This window comes from Neolewinella antarctica, assembly GCF_011927835.1.
Classification (GTDB): domain Bacteria; phylum Bacteroidota; class Bacteroidia; order Chitinophagales; family Saprospiraceae; genus Neolewinella; species Neolewinella antarctica.
Window position 1 is genome coordinate 530810 of record NZ_JAATJH010000002.1, and the last position, 16991, is coordinate 547800.

A 16991-nucleotide genomic window follows, 5' to 3' on the forward strand; every position below is an offset into this window, starting at 1 on the left:
GTGCGCCAAACCCCGCTTAGTTAGTTCTTTTTCCTGAACTTTGCGTGGATTTATTTTAGGGTAACCCATCCGCATTTTCGGCCGACACATCTGATGAACTTTTGAATATTTTCGCTTTGCGCAAACATCCAAAAGATACATCCGATGAGCATCCGAAAATACTAAATGCCTGGCCATTTTCACAGTGGCGAACACCAATAATTTTCGAGTGGATTTCTCCTCGGATGTATCTTTCCGCTAACGGCGCGCAGCGACGGTGCCGGAAAGTTCATCAGAGGTGTAAATCCACCCTATTCGCATCAACTAAGCATGAGCAACTTCTCCCACATCGCCAACGCGCACCCCAGTTACATCGAAAACCTGTACCAGGCATTCGAAAATGACCCCCATTCGGTGGAGGAAAGCTGGCGCGACTTTTTCCTTGGTTTTAATTACGCCTCCACGAAAACAAACGGTTCCGCGGGCGCGGACGCCGGTGCCGGAGAATTACCGAGGAGCAGTGACGGCGAGGTGGACTGGGAGCACGTCCGCAAAGAACTCAGCGTATTCGCCCTCATCAAAGCGTACCGAGTACGCGGCCACGTTGACGCGGCGATCGACCCCATTAACGTATTCGAAGACCCGGACGCCGTCCTCGAACTGAAAAGCTACGAACTGTCCGATAGCGACCTCGATACCGTTTTCAAGGCCGCCGAGCAAATGCAGCTCCCCCCGAGCACCCTGCGCGAGATCATCGCCCAACTCGACCGGATTTACCTCGGTAAGATCGGTTTCGAAGCCGACCACATTTTCAGCCGCGAAAAGCGCCGCTGGCTCCGCGACCGCATCGAAAACCGCGACCCGGCCAACCCCTACAACCTCGACCTCGACGACAAGAAGCACATCCTCGATCGCCTCACCGATGCGGTCACTTTCGAGGAGTTCCTCAAAGCCAAGTACGGCCCCACGAAGCGCTTTGGCCTTGAAGGTGGCGAATCCGCCATCGTTAGCCTCGACACCATCATCGACGAAGCCGCCAAGCAGGGCGTGGAGGATGTTCTCATCGCCATGGCGCACCGCGGGCGCTTGAATACGTTGACCAACATCATGAACAAGGACCTGGCGATCATCCTCCAGGAGTTCGAAGGCGCCACGCCCGACGACGTGAAGGGCGACGGCGACGTCAAGTACCACATGGGCTACCGGGGTAGTCTCGAAACCCGCGCCGGGAAGCACGTTCAGGTAGAACTAGCACCTAACCCCAGCCACCTGGAAGCAGTCGGCCCGGTAGTAGAAGGCTTCGCCCGCGCGAAAGCGGATATGCTCTACGATAACGACTACGACAAGATTTTACCTATCCTCATCCACGGCGACGCGGCCGTAGCCGGCCAGGGCATCGTTTTCGAAACCGCTCAGATGAGTGAGCTGGAAGCCTACACGACCGGCGGCACGATCCACTTCATCATCAACAACCAGATCGGTTTCACCACCGACCAGGAGGACGCCCGGACGAGTATCTACGCCAGCGGCGTGGCCAGCGTAACCCAATCACCGGTCTTCCACGTCAACGGCGACGACCCGGAAGCCGTCATGTTCGTTTCGCGCCTCGCCGTCCAGTACCGCAACGAGTTCAACTCGGACGTCTACATCGACATGCTCTGCTACCGTAAGAACGGCCACAACGAGGGTGACGAGCCCCTGTTCACGCAGCCGGGTATGTACGCCAAGATCAAGCAACACAACGACGTACGGGAAATCTACGTCGACCAACTAGCCAAGCGGGGGGACATGGATAAAGCCGCCGCCGAAAAGATCCACGACGACCTGCGTACGGAAATGCAGGAGATATTCGACAAAGTAAAATCCTCCGACGTCCCCTACACCCAGCAGGATAGCGAGGCTGCCTGGGATGCCATGGAGCGCGACCACTGGAAAATGAAGTTCTTTGAGCAATCTCCCGAAACCGGTATTGCCAAGGAGCGCTCGGCGAAGATACTTAAGCACCTGACCACGCTGCCGAAAGACTTCGATTACATCAAGAAGATGAATCGCTTGTTCAAGGGCTACAAAAAGTCGGTTGCGGAAGACAAGATCGACTGGGCGTTAGCTGAGTTGAGCGCCTACGCTGCGTTGCTACTGGATGGCCACGACATCCGGATGTCCGGCCAGGACGTGCGCCGGGGCACTTTCTCCCACCGCCACGCCATCATGACGAGTGAAGACGGTGAGGGTAAGTTGAACCGCCTCGACGGACTGGCGGAAGAGCAGGGTAGTATGCGGATCTTCAACTCGCTCCTTTCCGAATTTGCCGTACTTGGTTTCGAATATGGCTACGCTACGGCGAGCCCGAAAAATTTGGTTATCTGGGAAGCGCAGTTCGGTGATTTCGCCAACGGTGCCATGACGATGTTCGACCAGTTCATCGCCAGTGGCGAGAGCAAGTGGGCGCGGCAGAACGGCCTGACCATCCTGCTCCCCCACGGTTACGAAGGCCAGGGACCGGAGCACTCCAGCGCCCGCCTCGAACGCTTTTTGCAACTTTGCGCGGAGTTCAACATGGTAGTGACCAACATTACGATGCCAGCGAATATTTTTCACGCCCTGCGCCGCCAGTTGGCCTGGAATTTCCGTAAGCCACTGATCAATATGAGCCCCAAATCAGGCCTGCGCCACCCGATGGCGGTCAGCCCGGTTGCGGACTTTGGCCCCGGCACGCGCTTCCAGGAAGTGATCGATGACCCCACGGTACAGGATACTAAGCAGGTCAAGCGTATTCTGTTCTGTTCGGGCAAGGTCTACTTCGATCTGGCGCAGTACAAGGAGCAGAACCAGCGGGATGATGTGGCGATCGTGCGCTTCGAGCAACTGTTCCCCCTTCCCCCGGATCAAGTTAACGCGATCGTTAATCGGTACGAGGGTGCGGAGCTTTACTGGGTGCAGGAGGAGAGCCGCAACGCCGGTGCTTGGTCCTACATCAGTGAAAAGTTCGTCTACGATAAGGCCTTCGAGCGGAAATTGACCTACGTCGGTCGCCCAGCCACGGCCTCTCCGGCCACGGGGTACAAAAAGGTACACGTGCGGGAGCAGGAGGAGTTGGTGGAGCGCGCGTTTGCTAAGTGAGTCGTCGGGGAAGTAATAAATCTTTACGGGAACTAGGCCACGTTGGCTGGGCGCTCATTTTTGCGGGGGTCGCATTACTGGTTTTGCTGTGCTTTGGTGTTACTGAGGCTTCTTCGTTTGGCAACAGTTCATTTACTCCCGCCTGGAGGTTGTTCTTTTTGCTTGGCACCTACGGTTGCTTGCTATTAGCGACTTATTTTATCGTTCGCGGTGCACTGGCTAAAGAACCCGGTTCTGGTGCTACGGCGGTCGGGTGCATCATTGTGTGGCCGATTGTACTTTTGTACAGCTACGTATTTTATACCCTGGCTAATTTGTTTCTGGGGTAGGGGCGCGGTCGCGGGTGCAGGGGGGGGGACGAACGGAGTTGACCCTAATTTTCATTAAATTGCCTACGCACTATCTTGCCACCAACCAATTAGACCACATGCGTAAACTATACCTAGTGCTGCTCGCTATCGCCATCTTCGCCGGCGGCATGGCCGTAAACGAGCTGCTGACCAAATCCGACCTATTTACGGCCGCGAAGGTCCTGGGCCTAGACTTTCTCGACGACGACGAAGTGGAACTGATGCTCGAAGACGTGCAGGAGCAGACGGAAACACTGGAAAAGCTCGGTAAGATCGAGATTGATAATGATATCTCACCCGCGCTCGTGTTTAATCCTGTTCTCCGGCCGTCCCAACTCCCTGCTTCTTCAATTGTCTCTGCACCCGCGTCCGCGCCCAACGCACTGGAAAGTGAGTTGAATACCCCACTGGAGTGGGCCAGCGTGAAACAGCTCGGGGCCATGCTTAAGTCGGGGAAGACTACTTCCCGCAAACTCACGGAATTTTACCTCGATCGAATAAAGGAGCATGACCCGACCCTCCACTGCATCATCACGATCACCGAAGAAAGAGCCCTCGCCAAAGCCGACGAAATGGACCGCGAACTAGCCGCCGGCACCTACCGTGGGCCACTCCACGGCATTCCCTACGGCGCTAAGGATCTACTGGCCGCAAAGGGGTACAAAACCACCTGGGGCGCTAAACCCTACGAGAACCAGACCATCGACGTGGATGCCTCCGTCATCGAGCAACTCGACGCCGCCGGTGCCATTCTGGTCGCCAAAACAACCCTCGGGGCCCTCGCCTGGGGCGACGTCTGGTACGGCGAAATGACGCGCAACCCCTGGGACACCACGCAGGGCAGTAGCGGCTCTTCCGCCGGTTCAGCCAGCGCCGTCGCCGCCGGATTAGTCCCCTTCGCCATCGGCACCGAAACGCTCGGCAGTATCGTCAGCCCCAGCACCGTCTGCGGCACGACCGGCCTGCGCCCCACCTTTGGCCGCGTCAGCCGCTACGGCGCAATGGCGCTAAGTTGGACGATGGATAAGATCGGCCCCATCACGCGCTCGGCCGAAGATGCCGGTGTGGTCCTGGCCGCCATCGCCAATTACGACGAACGGGACGCCCACGCCATTCGCGCCGGCTTCCAGTACGAATGGCCGCAGGCACCGGCGCAGGGCACCCGGATCGGCTACTACCAATCCGTAATGGATGGCGACTACCCATTCCACGACCAGGATTCCATCGTGCTCAAAACGCTCCGTGGCCTCGGCTACGAACTCGTCCCGCTCGAACTTCCCGACGATCCGGACATCGGCTTCATCCTCAGCGTAGAAGCCGCCGCCGCCTTCGACGCCCTCACCCGCAGTAACAACGACGACCAACTCACCCGCCAAATTCGTAATGCCTGGCCCAACACGTTCCGCACCGCCCACTTCGTCCCCGCCGTCGCCTACGTCCAGGCCAACCGCCTCCGCCGGCAACTGATGCAAGACATGGACGCAATGCTGACGGAAGCCAACGTAGACGTGTACGTAAACCCCAGTTGGCACTCCAACAGCCTCTTCATCACCAACATGACCGGCCACCCAGCGATTTGCATCCCGAACGGCATGAACGAAGAAGGCACCCCGACGAGCATCACCTTCACCGGCAAACTCTTCGGCGAGCAGGAAATCATTGACGTAGCACACGCCTATCAGCAGGCCACGAAATGGGATGATATCCACCCTGAAGCATTCTAGTCTAGGGTCTAGGGTCTAGGGTACCCGAAGACCAATGACCGTAGACTTTAGACCACAGACCACAAATTCACCACCATGCAAAACAAACAACAACTCCTCCGCCACCGCCCAACTGGCCTCCCCGCCGAGAATACTTGGGAACTGGTCACCACCAAAGTCCCCGAACTCCAACCCGGGCAAATTCTCATTAAGAACCACTTCATCTCCCTCGACCCCGCCATGCGCGGCTGGATGAACGACGCCAAATCCTACATCGAGCCCGTGCAGATCGGTGAGGTGATGCGGGCCGGCAGCGTAGGCGAAGTCGTCAAAGTAAATGAGAACCCCGCGTTCAAGGTCGGCGACGTGCTCACCGGCTGGGGCGGCGTCCAGGAATACCACGTCACGGACGGAAACGGCTACTACCCGGTCGATACTCGGTTGGCACCCATGCAGACTTACATCGGTACCCTCGGTATGCCGGGTATGACGGCCTACTTCGGTATTTTGGAAGTGGGGGAGTTGAAAGAAGGAGACACCGTACTGGTCTCCGGTGCCGCAGGGGCAGTCGGTAGCGTCGTGGGGCAAATTGCCAAGATCAAAAATTGCAGGGTAATCGGTATCGCCGGCGGACCGGAAAAGTGCAAGTACCTCACCGAAGAACTCGGCTTCGACGGGGCGATCGACTACAAGAACGATAATATTTACGCTGGCCTCAAGGAACATTGCCCCAAAGGGATCGACGTCTACTTCGATAATGTCGGTGGGGATATTCTCGATGCTGCCTTGACTAAGCTCCGGATGAACGCCCGTATCGTTATTTGCGGCGCGATCAGCCAGTACAACAACACCACGCCGATCAAAGGCCCCGCTAATTACCTCAGCCTACTGGTTACTCGCTCGACGATGCGGGGGATGGTTGTTTTCGACCACGCCGCCGGCTACGCCGATGCCGCCAAGCAAATGGGGCAGTGGATGGCGGAAGGGAAGCTGAAGAGTAAGGAAGATGTCTACGAAGGAATTGAGAATTTCCGGGAGACGTTTTTGCGCTTGTTCTCCGGGGAGAAGCTGGGGAAATTGGTGTTAAAGCTATAAACACAAACCCCCAGTAGCCCCACTTAACCGCGACATTACAACCTCATGCCCGACTTCCGCCTCCCCCATTTTTATCACCTTTCGGTCGCCGTCTTGCTCGGTATGTTCGTCATGTCCCGGTTATATGACCTGGCCAGGTTACCCGGAGGTCCGCTCGAGAATACCGTAGCCATGGTGACGGCATTACCTGCGGCGACGGCGGCCTACTATTTCTGGCAGCAGTACCAGGAGCGACGCGAACTATCCGTCCGGGAAGGGATGTTCATCCTCACCGCCGTCAAGTTCTGCACCAGCATGATCACTTATTTTCTCGGGTGATCATTACTGACCGGCCAACTTGTGCAGGGCTTTTTCGGACCGTTCAAAGTCGAATGCCGCTAGCGCTTGGAGGCGTTTGGTCGTAATTCGGTCGTTACCCAGGTTTCCCAAACTACCCAGGTGGGTGTGTTGGAGGTTGGTTGGTGGCACGAAGGTTCCCGCATCGATATCCTTACCAACCTGCACGTAAGCGTCCCGGAATGGTACACCTTCCAGGACGAGGTTATTCACGGCTTCTACGGAATAGAGGTACACGTAACGCGGGTCCGTCGGTAATTCCTGGGCGCGGACGCTGGTGCGGGGAAGTGCGTAAATAGCCATGTCAAGGCAATCTTCGAGCTGATCCAGCGCGGGGAAGATGGCTTCCTTCAGAAGTTGATAATCTCGGTGGTAGCCGGAGGGTAAATTACCCGTGAGTTGCGCCATCTGCGCGGGGAGGGTCTGGAGGAGGTTACACCGCCCCCGGAGCAGTTCGAATACGTCGGGGTTCTTTTTGTGGGGCATAATGCTGGAGCCAGTCGTCAGTTCTTTTGGGAGCTGAAGGAAACCGAAATTCTGGCTGCTGTAAAGGCAAACATCCATGGCCAGCTTGCTCAGGGTTTGTGCGAGCCCGGCGATACCGAAGGCGGTCACGAGTTCCGTTTTGCCCCGGCCCATCTGCGCGGCAACGACGTTGACCACCGGGCTGGCGAACCCGAGTAATTCCGTTGTCCGGTCCCGGTCGAGCGGAAAACTCGATCCGTAGCCGGCGGCGGAACCGAGGGGGTTTTGGTCGACGACGTCGTAAACGCCCTTCCAAATCTTTAAATCATCCACCAGTGCTTCGGCGAAAGCCCCGAACCAGAGGCCGAAGCTGGATACCATCGCCACCTGTAGGTGCGTGTAGCCGGGAATGAGTTTATCCTTGTGTTCTTCACTCAAGTCCGTCAGCGTCTCACTCAGGGTACCGGTCTTCTCAACGACGGTCCGAATACGGTGACGGAAATACAGTCGTAGATCAACTAGCACCTGGTCATTACGGCTCCGGCCGGAATGGATTTTTTTACCGTCGTCCCCCAGCGCCTCGGTAAGCAAGATCTCTACCTGGCTGTGCACGTCCTCGACGCCGTCATCGATTACAAAGTCACCGGCCGCCGCCCGACCGTACAGCTCCTGCAACTTAACCTTGCACCGGCGCGCCGCGCCTTCGTCCAACAAACCTACTTCCGCAAGCATCCGGACGTGCGCCAGCGAGCCGAGGATATCGAACGGTGCCAGTTCCAAATCGAGTTCCCGATCACGCCCAACGGTGAAATCCGCGATGCGTTGATCGAGGGTGTAGTCTTTTTCCCAAAGTTTCGTAGCCATGGCCGCGAAGGTAGCGCGTGGGACATTAGGTGAGTAGGGATAGGTGATCCGTGTTGACCCTTAAATCGGGATTTTATTTAGGAACGTTAGAAACGTCCATCACGGTAAGTCAAGAACTCTAATCACTCAAACCAAACACTCACTTGCCTTAGTGATTTCCGCTCAATTACTGGCACTTCCACCCCCTCCGCCGGGTACCCAACTGGCAGCAAAAGAAACGGTCGCTCATTAGCCGGTCTTCCAAGAATCTGCTGTAAGAAATTCATTGGGCTCGGCGTATGCGTCACGGTGACGAGGCCAGCGTGGTGGATCGCGGCGATGAGAAATCCGCAAGCAAGGCCAACGGATTCGTTGACGTAATAATTTTTCTCCCGTTCTCCGTCCGCTCCGACGTCATAAGACTTCTTAAAGACAACAATGAGGTAAGGGGCGGTGGTCAGAAAGGGCTTTTGCCAGTCGGTACCGAACTTTTTGAGGTCGTCCAGCCAGTCATCCGACATGCGCCCGTGGTAATTTTCGTATTCTTCCTTTTCGGCGGCTTCCCGGATGCTTGCTTTCATGTCCGGGTTACTCACCACGCAAAACGTCCACGGCTGTTTGTGCGCGCCACTGGGGGCGGTGGCGGCGGTGCGGATTAGGTTTTCGATGATCTCCTTAGCTACTGGTCGGTCGCTGAATTTCCGCACGGTGCGCCGTTGGCTCAAGTCTGCGTAGAGTTGGCGCGAACGCAGGTGCATGGTTTCCGGGGAATGTTCCGTGAAAGTTAGTCGGGTAAAGCCTTCTTTATTTGCTGCCATATTAGGCCGTAAGGTATCCTAAAAAGGTTGAGGGCTTCCAGCCCGAACGCTCGTGCGGTAGCTGCCGCCATACGTTCGGGCCGGAGGCCCTCGACCTAAGGAGCGACATTTTACTAGGCCGAGGGCCTCCGGCCCGAACGTAACGGCGGGAGCGCTACCGCACTATCATTCGGGCCGGAGGCCCTCAACCTAAGGAGCGACATTTTACTAGGTTGAGGGCCTCCGGCCCGAACGTAACGGCGGGAGCGCTGCCGCACCACCATTCGGGCCGTAGACCCTCAACCTAATGGTTGAACCGTTTGCTGTAGTGTATCGTCAACCGCCCCGGTAATCTCGACTAGTGTCGGAGTGCTCCGTTAAGATCTGCGGAATGAAACCGATTTTTCCGCTGCCTTAATTGAGCAATAAGGTATCCTAAAAAAACTGAGGGCTTCCAGCCCGAACGCTCGTGCGGTAGCTACCGCGTTTACGTTCGGGCCAGAAGCCCTCAACCTTTAAAAATTTATACTACTTCTACAGCGTATTGTCAACCACTCCGGCACTCTCGATCGGTGCGAGCGGATCGGCATCGGAAGGACGCGGGCCAATCAGGCGAATAAGATCCTTGCTGCTGAGCACCTCTTTGTCGAGGAGTTCTTTCGCAAGTAGTTCTACTTCGTACCGCTTTTCAATCAATAGGTTCTGAGCGCGGATGTACTGACTTTCGAGCAAAGCGCGAACTTGATTGTCAATCAACGTTGCCGTATCGTCAGAGTAGGGGCGCTGATAAGCATCCCGGCTCATACCGTAAAAGCTCACCTGGCCAACTTGCTCGTTCATACCGTAGACGGTGATCATATCGTAAGCTTGCTTCGTTACCTTATCCAGGTCATTTTGCGCGCCAGTACTGATCTTATCGAAGATAACCTTCTCGGCGGCACGGCCACCAAAAGTCATGCACATCATGTCCAGCATTTGCTCGGTCCGGGTGATGTATTGTTCCTTTGGTAAATACTGAGCGTAGCCGAGGGCGGCGACACCACGGGGGACGATGGTTACCTTAACCAGTGGGCTGGCGTGCTCCAGGAACCAGCCACAAATGGCGTGGCCAGCTTCGTGGTAAGCAATAATTTCCTTCTCCTCGGGGTTGATGAGCTTGTTTTTCTTCTCCAAACCTCCGATTACTTTGTCGAGGGCGTAGTTGAAGTTGTCCAAGTTGATGCTAGTCTGATTAAGACGGGCGGCAATCAAGGCCGCTTCGTTACAGATGTTGGCGATCTCGGCACCGGCAAAACCGGGCGTCATCTCCGCCAAGGTGAACGCATCAACCAGGTTCTCGTCGATCTTGATCGTCTTGAGGTGAACTTTGAAGATGGCTTCGCGGCCGTTCAGATCCGGGCGGTCGATTCCGATCTGGCGGTCGAAACGGCCGGGGCGGAGTAGGGCGCTATCGAGTACGTCAGGCCGGTTCGTAGCGGCCATCAGGATTACCCCTTTGTCCGTGCTGAAACCGTCCATTTCTACCAGCAACTGATTCAGCGTGTTCTCCCGTTCGTCATTACCACCCTGCATGGCACCTTTACCGCGTGCGCGGCCAATGGCGTCGATCTCATCGATGAAGATGATACAGGGGGCTTTTTCGCGCGCTTGCTTGAAGAGGTCACGTACCCGGCTGGCACCAACCCCGACGAACATTTCTACGAAGTCGGAGCCCGACATGGTAAAGAAGGGAACACCCGCCTCACCGGCTACGGCCTTAGCCAGTAGTGTCTTACCCGTTCCCGGAGGGCCTACGAGGAGGACGCCTTTGGGAATTTTACCCCCCAGGGCGGTGTATTTTTTAGGATTCTTGAGGAAGTCAACGACTTCCATAACTTCTTCCTTCGCTTCGTCCAGTCCTGCTACGTCAGCAAAAGTGATGTTAACCTTACTGTTCTGATCGAAGAGCGTGGCTTTTGACTTGCCGATGTTAAAGATCTGTCCACCGGGGCCACCAGCTCCACCGCCAATACGGCGCATAATGAAGACCCATAGCAGTACGAAAATACCCAGGGGTAGCAACCACTGAAGGGCTTCACCCAGGTAGTTGGTCCGGCTAACGGGATTAACGGGGACGCGATCGCTGAAGGGCACTTCCATCCGGTCCTGCGCTTCGTCAACAAACTTGGTAAAGTTGTCCGGCGTAATGACCTCCATCTGGTAATCGTACCGCTGGCCACCGAGGCCCTTATCGGCGGCGTCCTGGTACTTATTGCCCGTTTTCTTCTCCGGGTCGATGTAGATTTCGGCGTACTTGCCGTTAACCAGTTCAATCTTGGTGATGGCACCATCGTCCTCCAGCATTTGGAGAAGACGCTTCTTGTCGATCTCGGTATTAGTACTACCGCCCAGTCCGGAAATGACCAGGGCGAGCAAGACCAGGGACATGATCGCGTAGAGCCAGTAGCTCTGGAACTTGTTCCCGCCGCCTTCCGGCTTAGTGTCTTTGTTGTTCGTATTCATATGTTCATGGCTAACGCACGATTACCGGTTTCGTTGGGTAATCGCAGCGCGTATTTCAAAAGGGGTCGCTCAAGCGTCTTCGTACCTCACGAACTCACCGTCGCTCCAGAGGTCTTCCATCTCGTAGAAGGCCCTGGTTTCGGGGTAAAAGACGTGGACGATCGTATCAAAATAGTCCATGCAGACCCACTTCGCCACGGTACCACTGTTGACGGATTTCGGGTATTCGCCAATCTCCCGCTTGAGGCGGTTCTGGATGTTGTCCGCGATGGAGGCAACTTGGGTAACGGATTCACCTTCACAGATGACGAAAAAATCCGTCGGCCGATCGTGGAGTTTGCGCAAGTCAATCTTTATGATTTTCTTGGCCTTGATGTCCTGCATCGCGTCAACGATAACGTCCAGGCGCTGAGCCATTTTTTCGGAAGTGTTGTCGGAAGCGGAGATGTTGGTGGAAGTATTCAAATCGAGGAGTTAATGTTAACGCTGGTAGCAAGTACCGTGCCAAGCACAACGGGTTTTTGGCCGTTTGGCTCACCCCAACTTGCTTAAATTCAGCTAAAAATTAGGATCAATCTACTGTGCCCGAAATAAACAAGCCGCTCGTAGCTAAAGTTGCCCGGACGTTCGCCCGCGCGGCGAGCACGAATGCCCTGGCGGTAGCCGCCATCACGTCCGCTACGCCCCCCGGTAACGGAGACGTTTTCCTAGCCCACGAGCAGACGGCCGGGCGGGGGCAGGGGAGCAATTCCTGGCACGCCACGCCATACGCTAATCTGAGTTTTAGTATCGTCTGCTATCCAACCCACCTCACCGTCGCACGGCTATTCGTACTTAGTCAGGTAACTGCGCTGGCCGTGGCGGCAACGGTACGAAGTCTTCTTCCACGAAAACTTGGCACCCGCGTCCGCGTCAAATGGCCCAATGACGTTTACGTTGGTGACCAGAAGATTGCGGGCATTCTGATTCAGAATGGTCTGCGGGGGAGTAACCTGGCCTGGTCGGTGATCGGCGTCGGACTGAACGTTAATGAATGGCGTTTTCCCCCTCAACTGAGCGCTTCGGCCACCAGCCTGTTCAAACTGACGAATCAGGAGCACGATCTCGATGCAGTACTAGAAACTTTGCTCGCCAACTTCGCAGAATACTACGCGCTAACGCTCGACCCGGCCGGGATAACCGAGCTAGATCGACTTTACGGAGCGCAACTCTACCGCCAGGATGCACCCAGCCGGTTCCTGCACGTAGCGACCAACCGGGAGTTTAGCGGGATCATCGACGGGGTAAACGACGCCGGGCAACTGACCGTGATCCAGGTCGGCGGCCGCACGAGCGCTTTTGATTTGCGGGAAATCAAATTGCTCTAATGCGGGAACACGTGCCCGGCATACGCTAAATTTTGCCGTGTTTATGGCCGGGGAAATTAACGGTCCGAAGCAGTTTCAAAGCCTTGCTCGATCCCCCGCTCCAGTGGAGAAACCCCGTCCCGCATCCAGCGCGGCATCGGACCGTCCATGAGGTAGTGATCGAAAAACTGGGCCATGCGCGTCTGAAAATCCGCCCGGTTAGGCGTTTTGACGGGCCAGTGCGGCTCGCCCCGGTAGTTGAGCAGCCAGGCCTTTTTATCCAGCCGGCGCAGGGCCGTGAACCACTCGATGCCCTGGTACCACGGCACGGCCCCGTCGGCGTCGTTGTGCAGGATAAGTAGTGGCGTGTTGATCTTGTCGGTCGTGAAAATCGGACTGTTTTCGATGTACCGCAGTGGGTATTCCCAGGGGCTGCCGCCGATGCGCGACTGCGTCCGTTCGTACTGGAATTGCCGACTAAGGCCCGAGCCCCACCGAATGCCGCCGTAGGCGGAAAACATGTTGACCACCGGCGCGCCGGACTCGATTGCGGCAAAGATGTCCGTTTTCGTTGCGAGGTACGCGACCTGGTAACCGCCCCAACTGTGGCCCTGGGCACCGATCCGTTCGCGGTCCACGTAACCTTCGCTGAGCAAGCTAGTGATACCGCTCATTACGCAGTCGTAAGCGCTCTCACCCGGGTAACCGACGCGGTAGATCACGTCGGGATTAAAGATGACGTAGCCCTTGCTGGCGTAATGCGCGTAGTTGATGGAACTGCGGCCGGGAACGGGCGTGCGGTGGCGAAAAACACCCTCACTGTTGCGTTCGTAGAAGTTGACGAGTAGTGGATATTTTTTGGTGGGGTCGAAGCCGTCTGGTTTGATCAATAAGCCCTTTAACGTACGGCCCTGGTTATCGATCCAACTGTAGTTTTCGGCCGTGCCCCAGCGGAAATTGGACTGCTGTGGATTAGCGTCGGAAACCTGGGGCGGTGCTGCTCCGAGGGTTGGTGTGAACCGTAAATCGGGGAACTGCCGGAAATCCGCTTCGGTAAACACGTACGCGGCGGCGTTGCGGGCCTTGGCAAAGCTGCCGTAGGATTTGGGGGCGGACTTTAGCTCCTCTACCGTACCGGTCTTCACGTCCAACCAGCCGAATCCGGCGTGGTTATTTTCCTCACGAAAAGTAGTCACGAGCTGTTTTGTGTCAGGGTCGACGAAGTTATTCTCCCGATCGAGGTTACGTAATTCGTAGCGGATTCCTTGCTCGCGGCCCCGCGTCAATCGTCGCGGTTCGTCCCGCCCGGCGGCGTCGAGCTGCCACAGATCGTAGCGGTCGTTGATGAGAAAGTGGCGGCCGTCGGCGAGCGTCCCGGCAAAATCGTAGGGGCGCGGGTCCATCGGGCGGTCGTTGAGTTCGTCGTAGAACACACCCAGGTCGTTGGTAGTCAGCTGGTGTTGCTGGCTGGAGCCGGGGTCGAAACTGTTCCAGGTGGTGTCCGTGGCGTTGTACCAACAGAGGTAGTCGCCGCCGGCGAGGAAGCGGGCGGGGGCTACCTCACCGGCGGGTAGGCGGGTTTCGGCTCCGGTCTTTAGGTTAGTGATTTTTAGGTCGCGCTTGCCGGAAAAGCCCTCCCAGGTAGCTTGTTTGGCGTAGGGGCGGTCGTCGTACGTAGCCACGTAGTCGCCGTCCAGGTCGGGCGGGGTTATGACGTAGGGGGCGGTGGCGTCGGCGATTTGCGCGATGGTTTTGCTTTCCGTGCGGTAGACGGCCAGATAGGTACGTTTTTGCTCGTCCTTTAGGCGAACGTTTTCCTGGGTGTACAGGCGGGGGTCTTCGGTGCGCCAGACTTCTACGTCGGCAATTTCGTCGTCGAGGAGGGTCGTGTCGCGGTCGGCGCGACGCGGGCGGTTGCCGAAAAAGAGATTGGTACCGTCCTCGCTGAAGCGGGGGGTATAATCTTTGCTGATGGCGTAGCCCTCGGGTGCGTAGGCCCGGTCGGACGCGGGGGCACGGGGGGCGTCATCGCCCACGCGCCAGTAGTTTAGTTGGTAGGGCGTCTGTTCGTCGCTTTCGTCAACTTCGGCGCTTAGAAAAGCGACCCGTTCTCCGTCGACGCTCAGGGCGAGGCCGGCGAAATCGAGGCTGTCCTGTGCGAGGGGCAGCCACCTCAGTTCCCGGGTATCGAGACGGTGGACCCCGGCCAGCCAGGTACTGTCCTTATCGGTGCGGTGAGCCAGGAGAACGGGGGCGTCGCGGGCAAACACGTAGCTCATCACGCCTTCGAGGTAGAAGCTGTCCTGGTTAGTAAATTTCCTGACGACCAGGCGTTTAGCTTTCTCGTCGAGCTTTTTGGCTAGGGAATCCGGGAGCGTGCTTTTGGTGGTGTACGCGTAGGTGGTCGCGTCGCGCTCGGGCATCATGAAGGCATGGACGCGGGGGGTGATGACGGGGTTCGGCTGGCGGAGGTCCCACACCAGCAAACTGTCCATTAGCGCCAATTTCTTCTCCGCTTTTTTCTTGTCGGTTAGCTTGATGTGACGCACGGTATCGTGGGCCGGTTTGAGCAGGCCGATGAGGTAGGTGCCGTCGTAGTTGAGCGTGGCTTCGTGGAGGCGGGGAAAGCGGGTTTCTTGTTTTGTTTGCGTATTGTACACGACGGCGACTGGGTCACCGACGTCCTTGGTCAGCGTGTAGAGGACGTGGGCCCCGTCGGCGGAGATCTGCTCGTCGGTGATGCGGTTCCAGTCCTGCATGTCGGCGACGGTAATGGCCTTGCCGGTGGGGTTGGGGGCGGTTTGGGCGCGGACGCTGGTGCAGAGGAGAAGGGGGAGGAGCAGTAGGTAGTGACGAAGGGTAGGGGTATGTTCCATGCGATTAACTTTAATTTCGAGGCGGTAGGAAGATAGGCGGTAGGCTGGTAGTCGGTAGTCGGTAGGCTAGTAGGCGGTAGGTCCAAGTCCTACCGCCTACCGCCTAATCTTCCTACCGCCTAAAAAAGCCTTCGCACAATATACAGTTTGAGGTCGTTTCGGAACTATGGTTAGTAAGTCCGGAGATCAATTCTTTGTTGGGGTCGACGTAGGGACCACCTCCGTCAAGGTCTGCGCCTTCGACGGCACGGGGAAAATGGTCACCGAATCCATCGAAGCATACCCGTTGGACCATCCGGAACCCGGGGCGGCCACGCAGTCTCCCCGTAAAATCCTGGCATCCTGCGGCCGCGCCCTGCAACGCACCGTGGCCGAGACGCCCGGAAAAATTGCCGCGATTGGCCTGAGCTGCCCGATGCACAGTGTGCTGCTGTACAACGAAAACGAAGGGTTTGACGACACGATCTATACCTGGGCCGACAACCGGGGGCAGGCGGTCATGGACCAGCTTTCGCCCGAGCTGCGGGAACGGTTGCACTACCTGACCGGCACGCCCGTTCACCCGATGAGCCCCTTGGTAAAAATTCGCTGGCTGATGGAATTTAGGCCCGAGAAGATGGCGTGGGCGACTCACATTTACGGCCTGAAGGAACTACTAACCTCCGCCTGGGCCACCGAGACGCTGCTCGACGAGCAACTCGCCTCCGCGACCGGGCTGTACGATACCGAGCGCGGTCAGTGGTGCCCGGAAGCCCAGCTCGCCGCGGTTCCGGTGCCAAAAACCGCCTTCGAGCAAAATGGCTGGAAATTCCAACTTGCCACGGTCAAACCCGCCACCCACCGGCTTCACTGGCGGCCCGAAATTGCCGAAGCGTTTGGCGTCACCGACGTGCCCCTGTTCCTCGGCGGCTCCGATGGCTGCCTGGCGAACCTCGGGAGCGGCATCACCGAACCAGGGCAAGTAGCCGTCACGATCGGGACGAGCGCCGCCGTCCGCGCCACCCACCGCACCGCCCGCGTGGACCCGGCACGGAAGCTGTTCAACTACCGCATCGACGCGCGGACTTTTGCCATCGGCGGAGCGAGCAACAACGGCGGTAAAGTGATCGAATACTGGCAGCAATTGTTACGTGCCGATTTCCCCGACGTCGCTTCCTTCATCGACGCCGCCTTCACCGTAAAAAAGGCGGATTGCCCCGTCCTGGAGCCTTACCTATACGGCGAACGCGCACCGCTCTGGGACGCGACCGCCAGCGGAGCGTTGCGTGGACTGCGCGGCCACCACCGCCCCGCCCACGTCGCCCGCGCCGTACTGGAGGGAGTGACGGATAACGTCGCGGCCATCCTGCACGATCTGGAGGCGGCGGTGGGGGAGGCTAAAGTGATCGAAGCCAGCGGCGGCTTCACGCGTAGCCCGGAATGGGTGGCGCTTTTGGGGGAGCGGAGTGGGCGGGAGGTGGTTATTGCGGATACGCCGCAGGCTAGTGCTTTTGGGGCGGCGTTGGTGGCAAAAAGGGGGCTGTTGCTATCAAACCTCGAAAACTTATAATAACTTTACTGCATATAAACTCGTGAACGA

Annotated in this window: 11 protein-coding genes; 6 read left to right on the plus strand and 5 right to left on the minus strand. The window is 57.3% G+C overall.

The genetic code is table 11. The features are described from left to right. The first annotated feature begins 309 nt into the window (after positions 1–309). From GGR27_RS07400 to GGR27_RS07415, 4 genes are all read left to right on the plus strand, one after another. A complete protein-coding gene (locus GGR27_RS07400) occupies positions 310–3099 on the plus strand; it encodes a 2-oxoglutarate dehydrogenase E1 component (RefSeq protein WP_168036778.1) in 2790 nt (929 codons plus the stop codon). 427 nt (positions 3100–3526) lie between these two features. Further along, on the plus strand, positions 3527–5173 hold the full coding sequence (locus GGR27_RS07405) for an amidase (RefSeq protein ID WP_168036779.1): 1647 nt from the start codon (positions 3527–3529) through the stop codon (positions 5171–5173). Positions 5174–5248: 75 nt separating this feature from the next. Next, positions 5249–6247, plus strand: a complete 999-nt coding sequence (locus tag GGR27_RS07410) for an NADP-dependent oxidoreductase (RefSeq protein ID WP_168036780.1) — start codon at positions 5249–5251, stop codon at positions 6245–6247. A 45-nt stretch (positions 6248–6292) separates the two neighbouring features. After that, positions 6293–6565 carry a hypothetical protein gene (locus tag GGR27_RS07415; protein ID WP_168036781.1) on the plus strand — a complete coding sequence of 91 codons (273 nt, stop codon included), beginning with the start codon at positions 6293–6295 and terminating at the stop codon, positions 6563–6565. Between the two features lie 3 nt (positions 6566–6568). Here the strand turns inward: GGR27_RS07415 and argH are convergent, their stop codons facing one another. From argH to rsfS, 4 genes are all read right to left on the minus strand, one after another. Then, positions 6569–7912 carry an argininosuccinate lyase gene (gene argH, locus GGR27_RS07420; RefSeq protein WP_168036782.1) on the minus strand — a complete coding sequence of 448 codons (1344 nt, stop codon included), beginning with the start codon at positions 7910–7912 and terminating at the stop codon, positions 6569–6571. Positions 7913–8034: 122 nt separating this feature from the next. Continuing rightward, positions 8035–8709 (minus strand): nitroreductase family protein, encoded by a 675-nt coding sequence (locus GGR27_RS07425; protein WP_168036783.1) that lies wholly within the window; start codon positions 8707–8709, stop codon positions 8035–8037. Between the two features lie 513 nt (positions 8710–9222). Then, complete coding sequence (gene ftsH, locus GGR27_RS07430) at positions 9223–11190, minus strand: ATP-dependent zinc metalloprotease FtsH (RefSeq protein ID WP_168036784.1); 1968 nt, start codon at positions 11188–11190, stop codon at positions 9223–9225. A 69-nt stretch (positions 11191–11259) separates the two neighbouring features. After that, the gene (gene rsfS, locus GGR27_RS07435; protein ID WP_245184488.1) at positions 11260–11655 is read right to left on the minus strand and encodes a ribosome silencing factor; all 396 of its coding nucleotides are present in this window, start codon (positions 11653–11655) and stop codon (positions 11260–11262) included. Positions 11656–11771: 116 nt separating this feature from the next. Between rsfS and GGR27_RS07440 the strand changes: the two genes are divergently transcribed. Then, positions 11772–12557, plus strand: a complete 786-nt coding sequence (locus GGR27_RS07440) for a biotin--[acetyl-CoA-carboxylase] ligase (RefSeq protein WP_168036785.1) — start codon at positions 11772–11774, stop codon at positions 12555–12557. Between the two features lie 56 nt (positions 12558–12613). On the opposite strand, the gene GGR27_RS07445 is transcribed toward GGR27_RS07440, so the two are convergent. After that, positions 12614–15412 (minus strand): alpha/beta hydrolase family protein, encoded by a 2799-nt coding sequence (locus tag GGR27_RS07445; protein ID WP_168036786.1) that lies wholly within the window; start codon positions 15410–15412, stop codon positions 12614–12616. Positions 15413–15578: 166 nt separating this feature from the next. Between GGR27_RS07445 and GGR27_RS07450 the strand changes: the two genes are divergently transcribed. After that, positions 15579–16961: a gluconokinase gene (locus GGR27_RS07450; protein ID WP_168036787.1), complete on the plus strand. Its 1383-nt coding sequence runs from the start codon at positions 15579–15581 to the stop codon at positions 16959–16961. Positions 16962–16991: the final 30 nt, after the last annotated feature.

Coding starts and splice junctions, on each gene's coding strand:
- GGR27_RS07400 (WP_168036778.1), top strand. CDS start 310: ATGAGCAACTTCTCCCACATCGCCAACGCGCACCCCAGTTACATCGAA.
- GGR27_RS07405 (WP_168036779.1), top strand. CDS start 3,527: ATGCGTAAACTATACCTAGTGCTGCTCGCTATCGCCATCTTCGCCGGC.
- GGR27_RS07410 (WP_168036780.1), top strand. CDS start 5,249: ATGCAAAACAAACAACAACTCCTCCGCCACCGCCCAACTGGCCTCCCC.
- GGR27_RS07415 (WP_168036781.1), top strand. CDS start 6,293: ATGCCCGACTTCCGCCTCCCCCATTTTTATCACCTTTCGGTCGCCGTC.
- argH (WP_168036782.1), bottom strand. CDS start 7,912: ATGGCTACGAAACTTTGGGAAAAAGACTACACCCTCGATCAACGCATC.
- GGR27_RS07425 (WP_168036783.1), bottom strand. CDS start 8,709: ATGGCAGCAAATAAAGAAGGCTTTACCCGACTAACTTTCACGGAACAT.
- ftsH (WP_168036784.1), bottom strand. CDS start 11,190: ATGAATACGAACAACAAAGACACTAAGCCGGAAGGCGGCGGGAACAAG.
- GGR27_RS07445 (WP_168036786.1), bottom strand. CDS start 15,412: ATGGAACATACCCCTACCCTTCGTCACTACCTACTGCTCCTCCCCCTT.
- GGR27_RS07450 (WP_168036787.1), top strand. CDS start 15,579: ATGGTTAGTAAGTCCGGAGATCAATTCTTTGTTGGGGTCGACGTAGGG.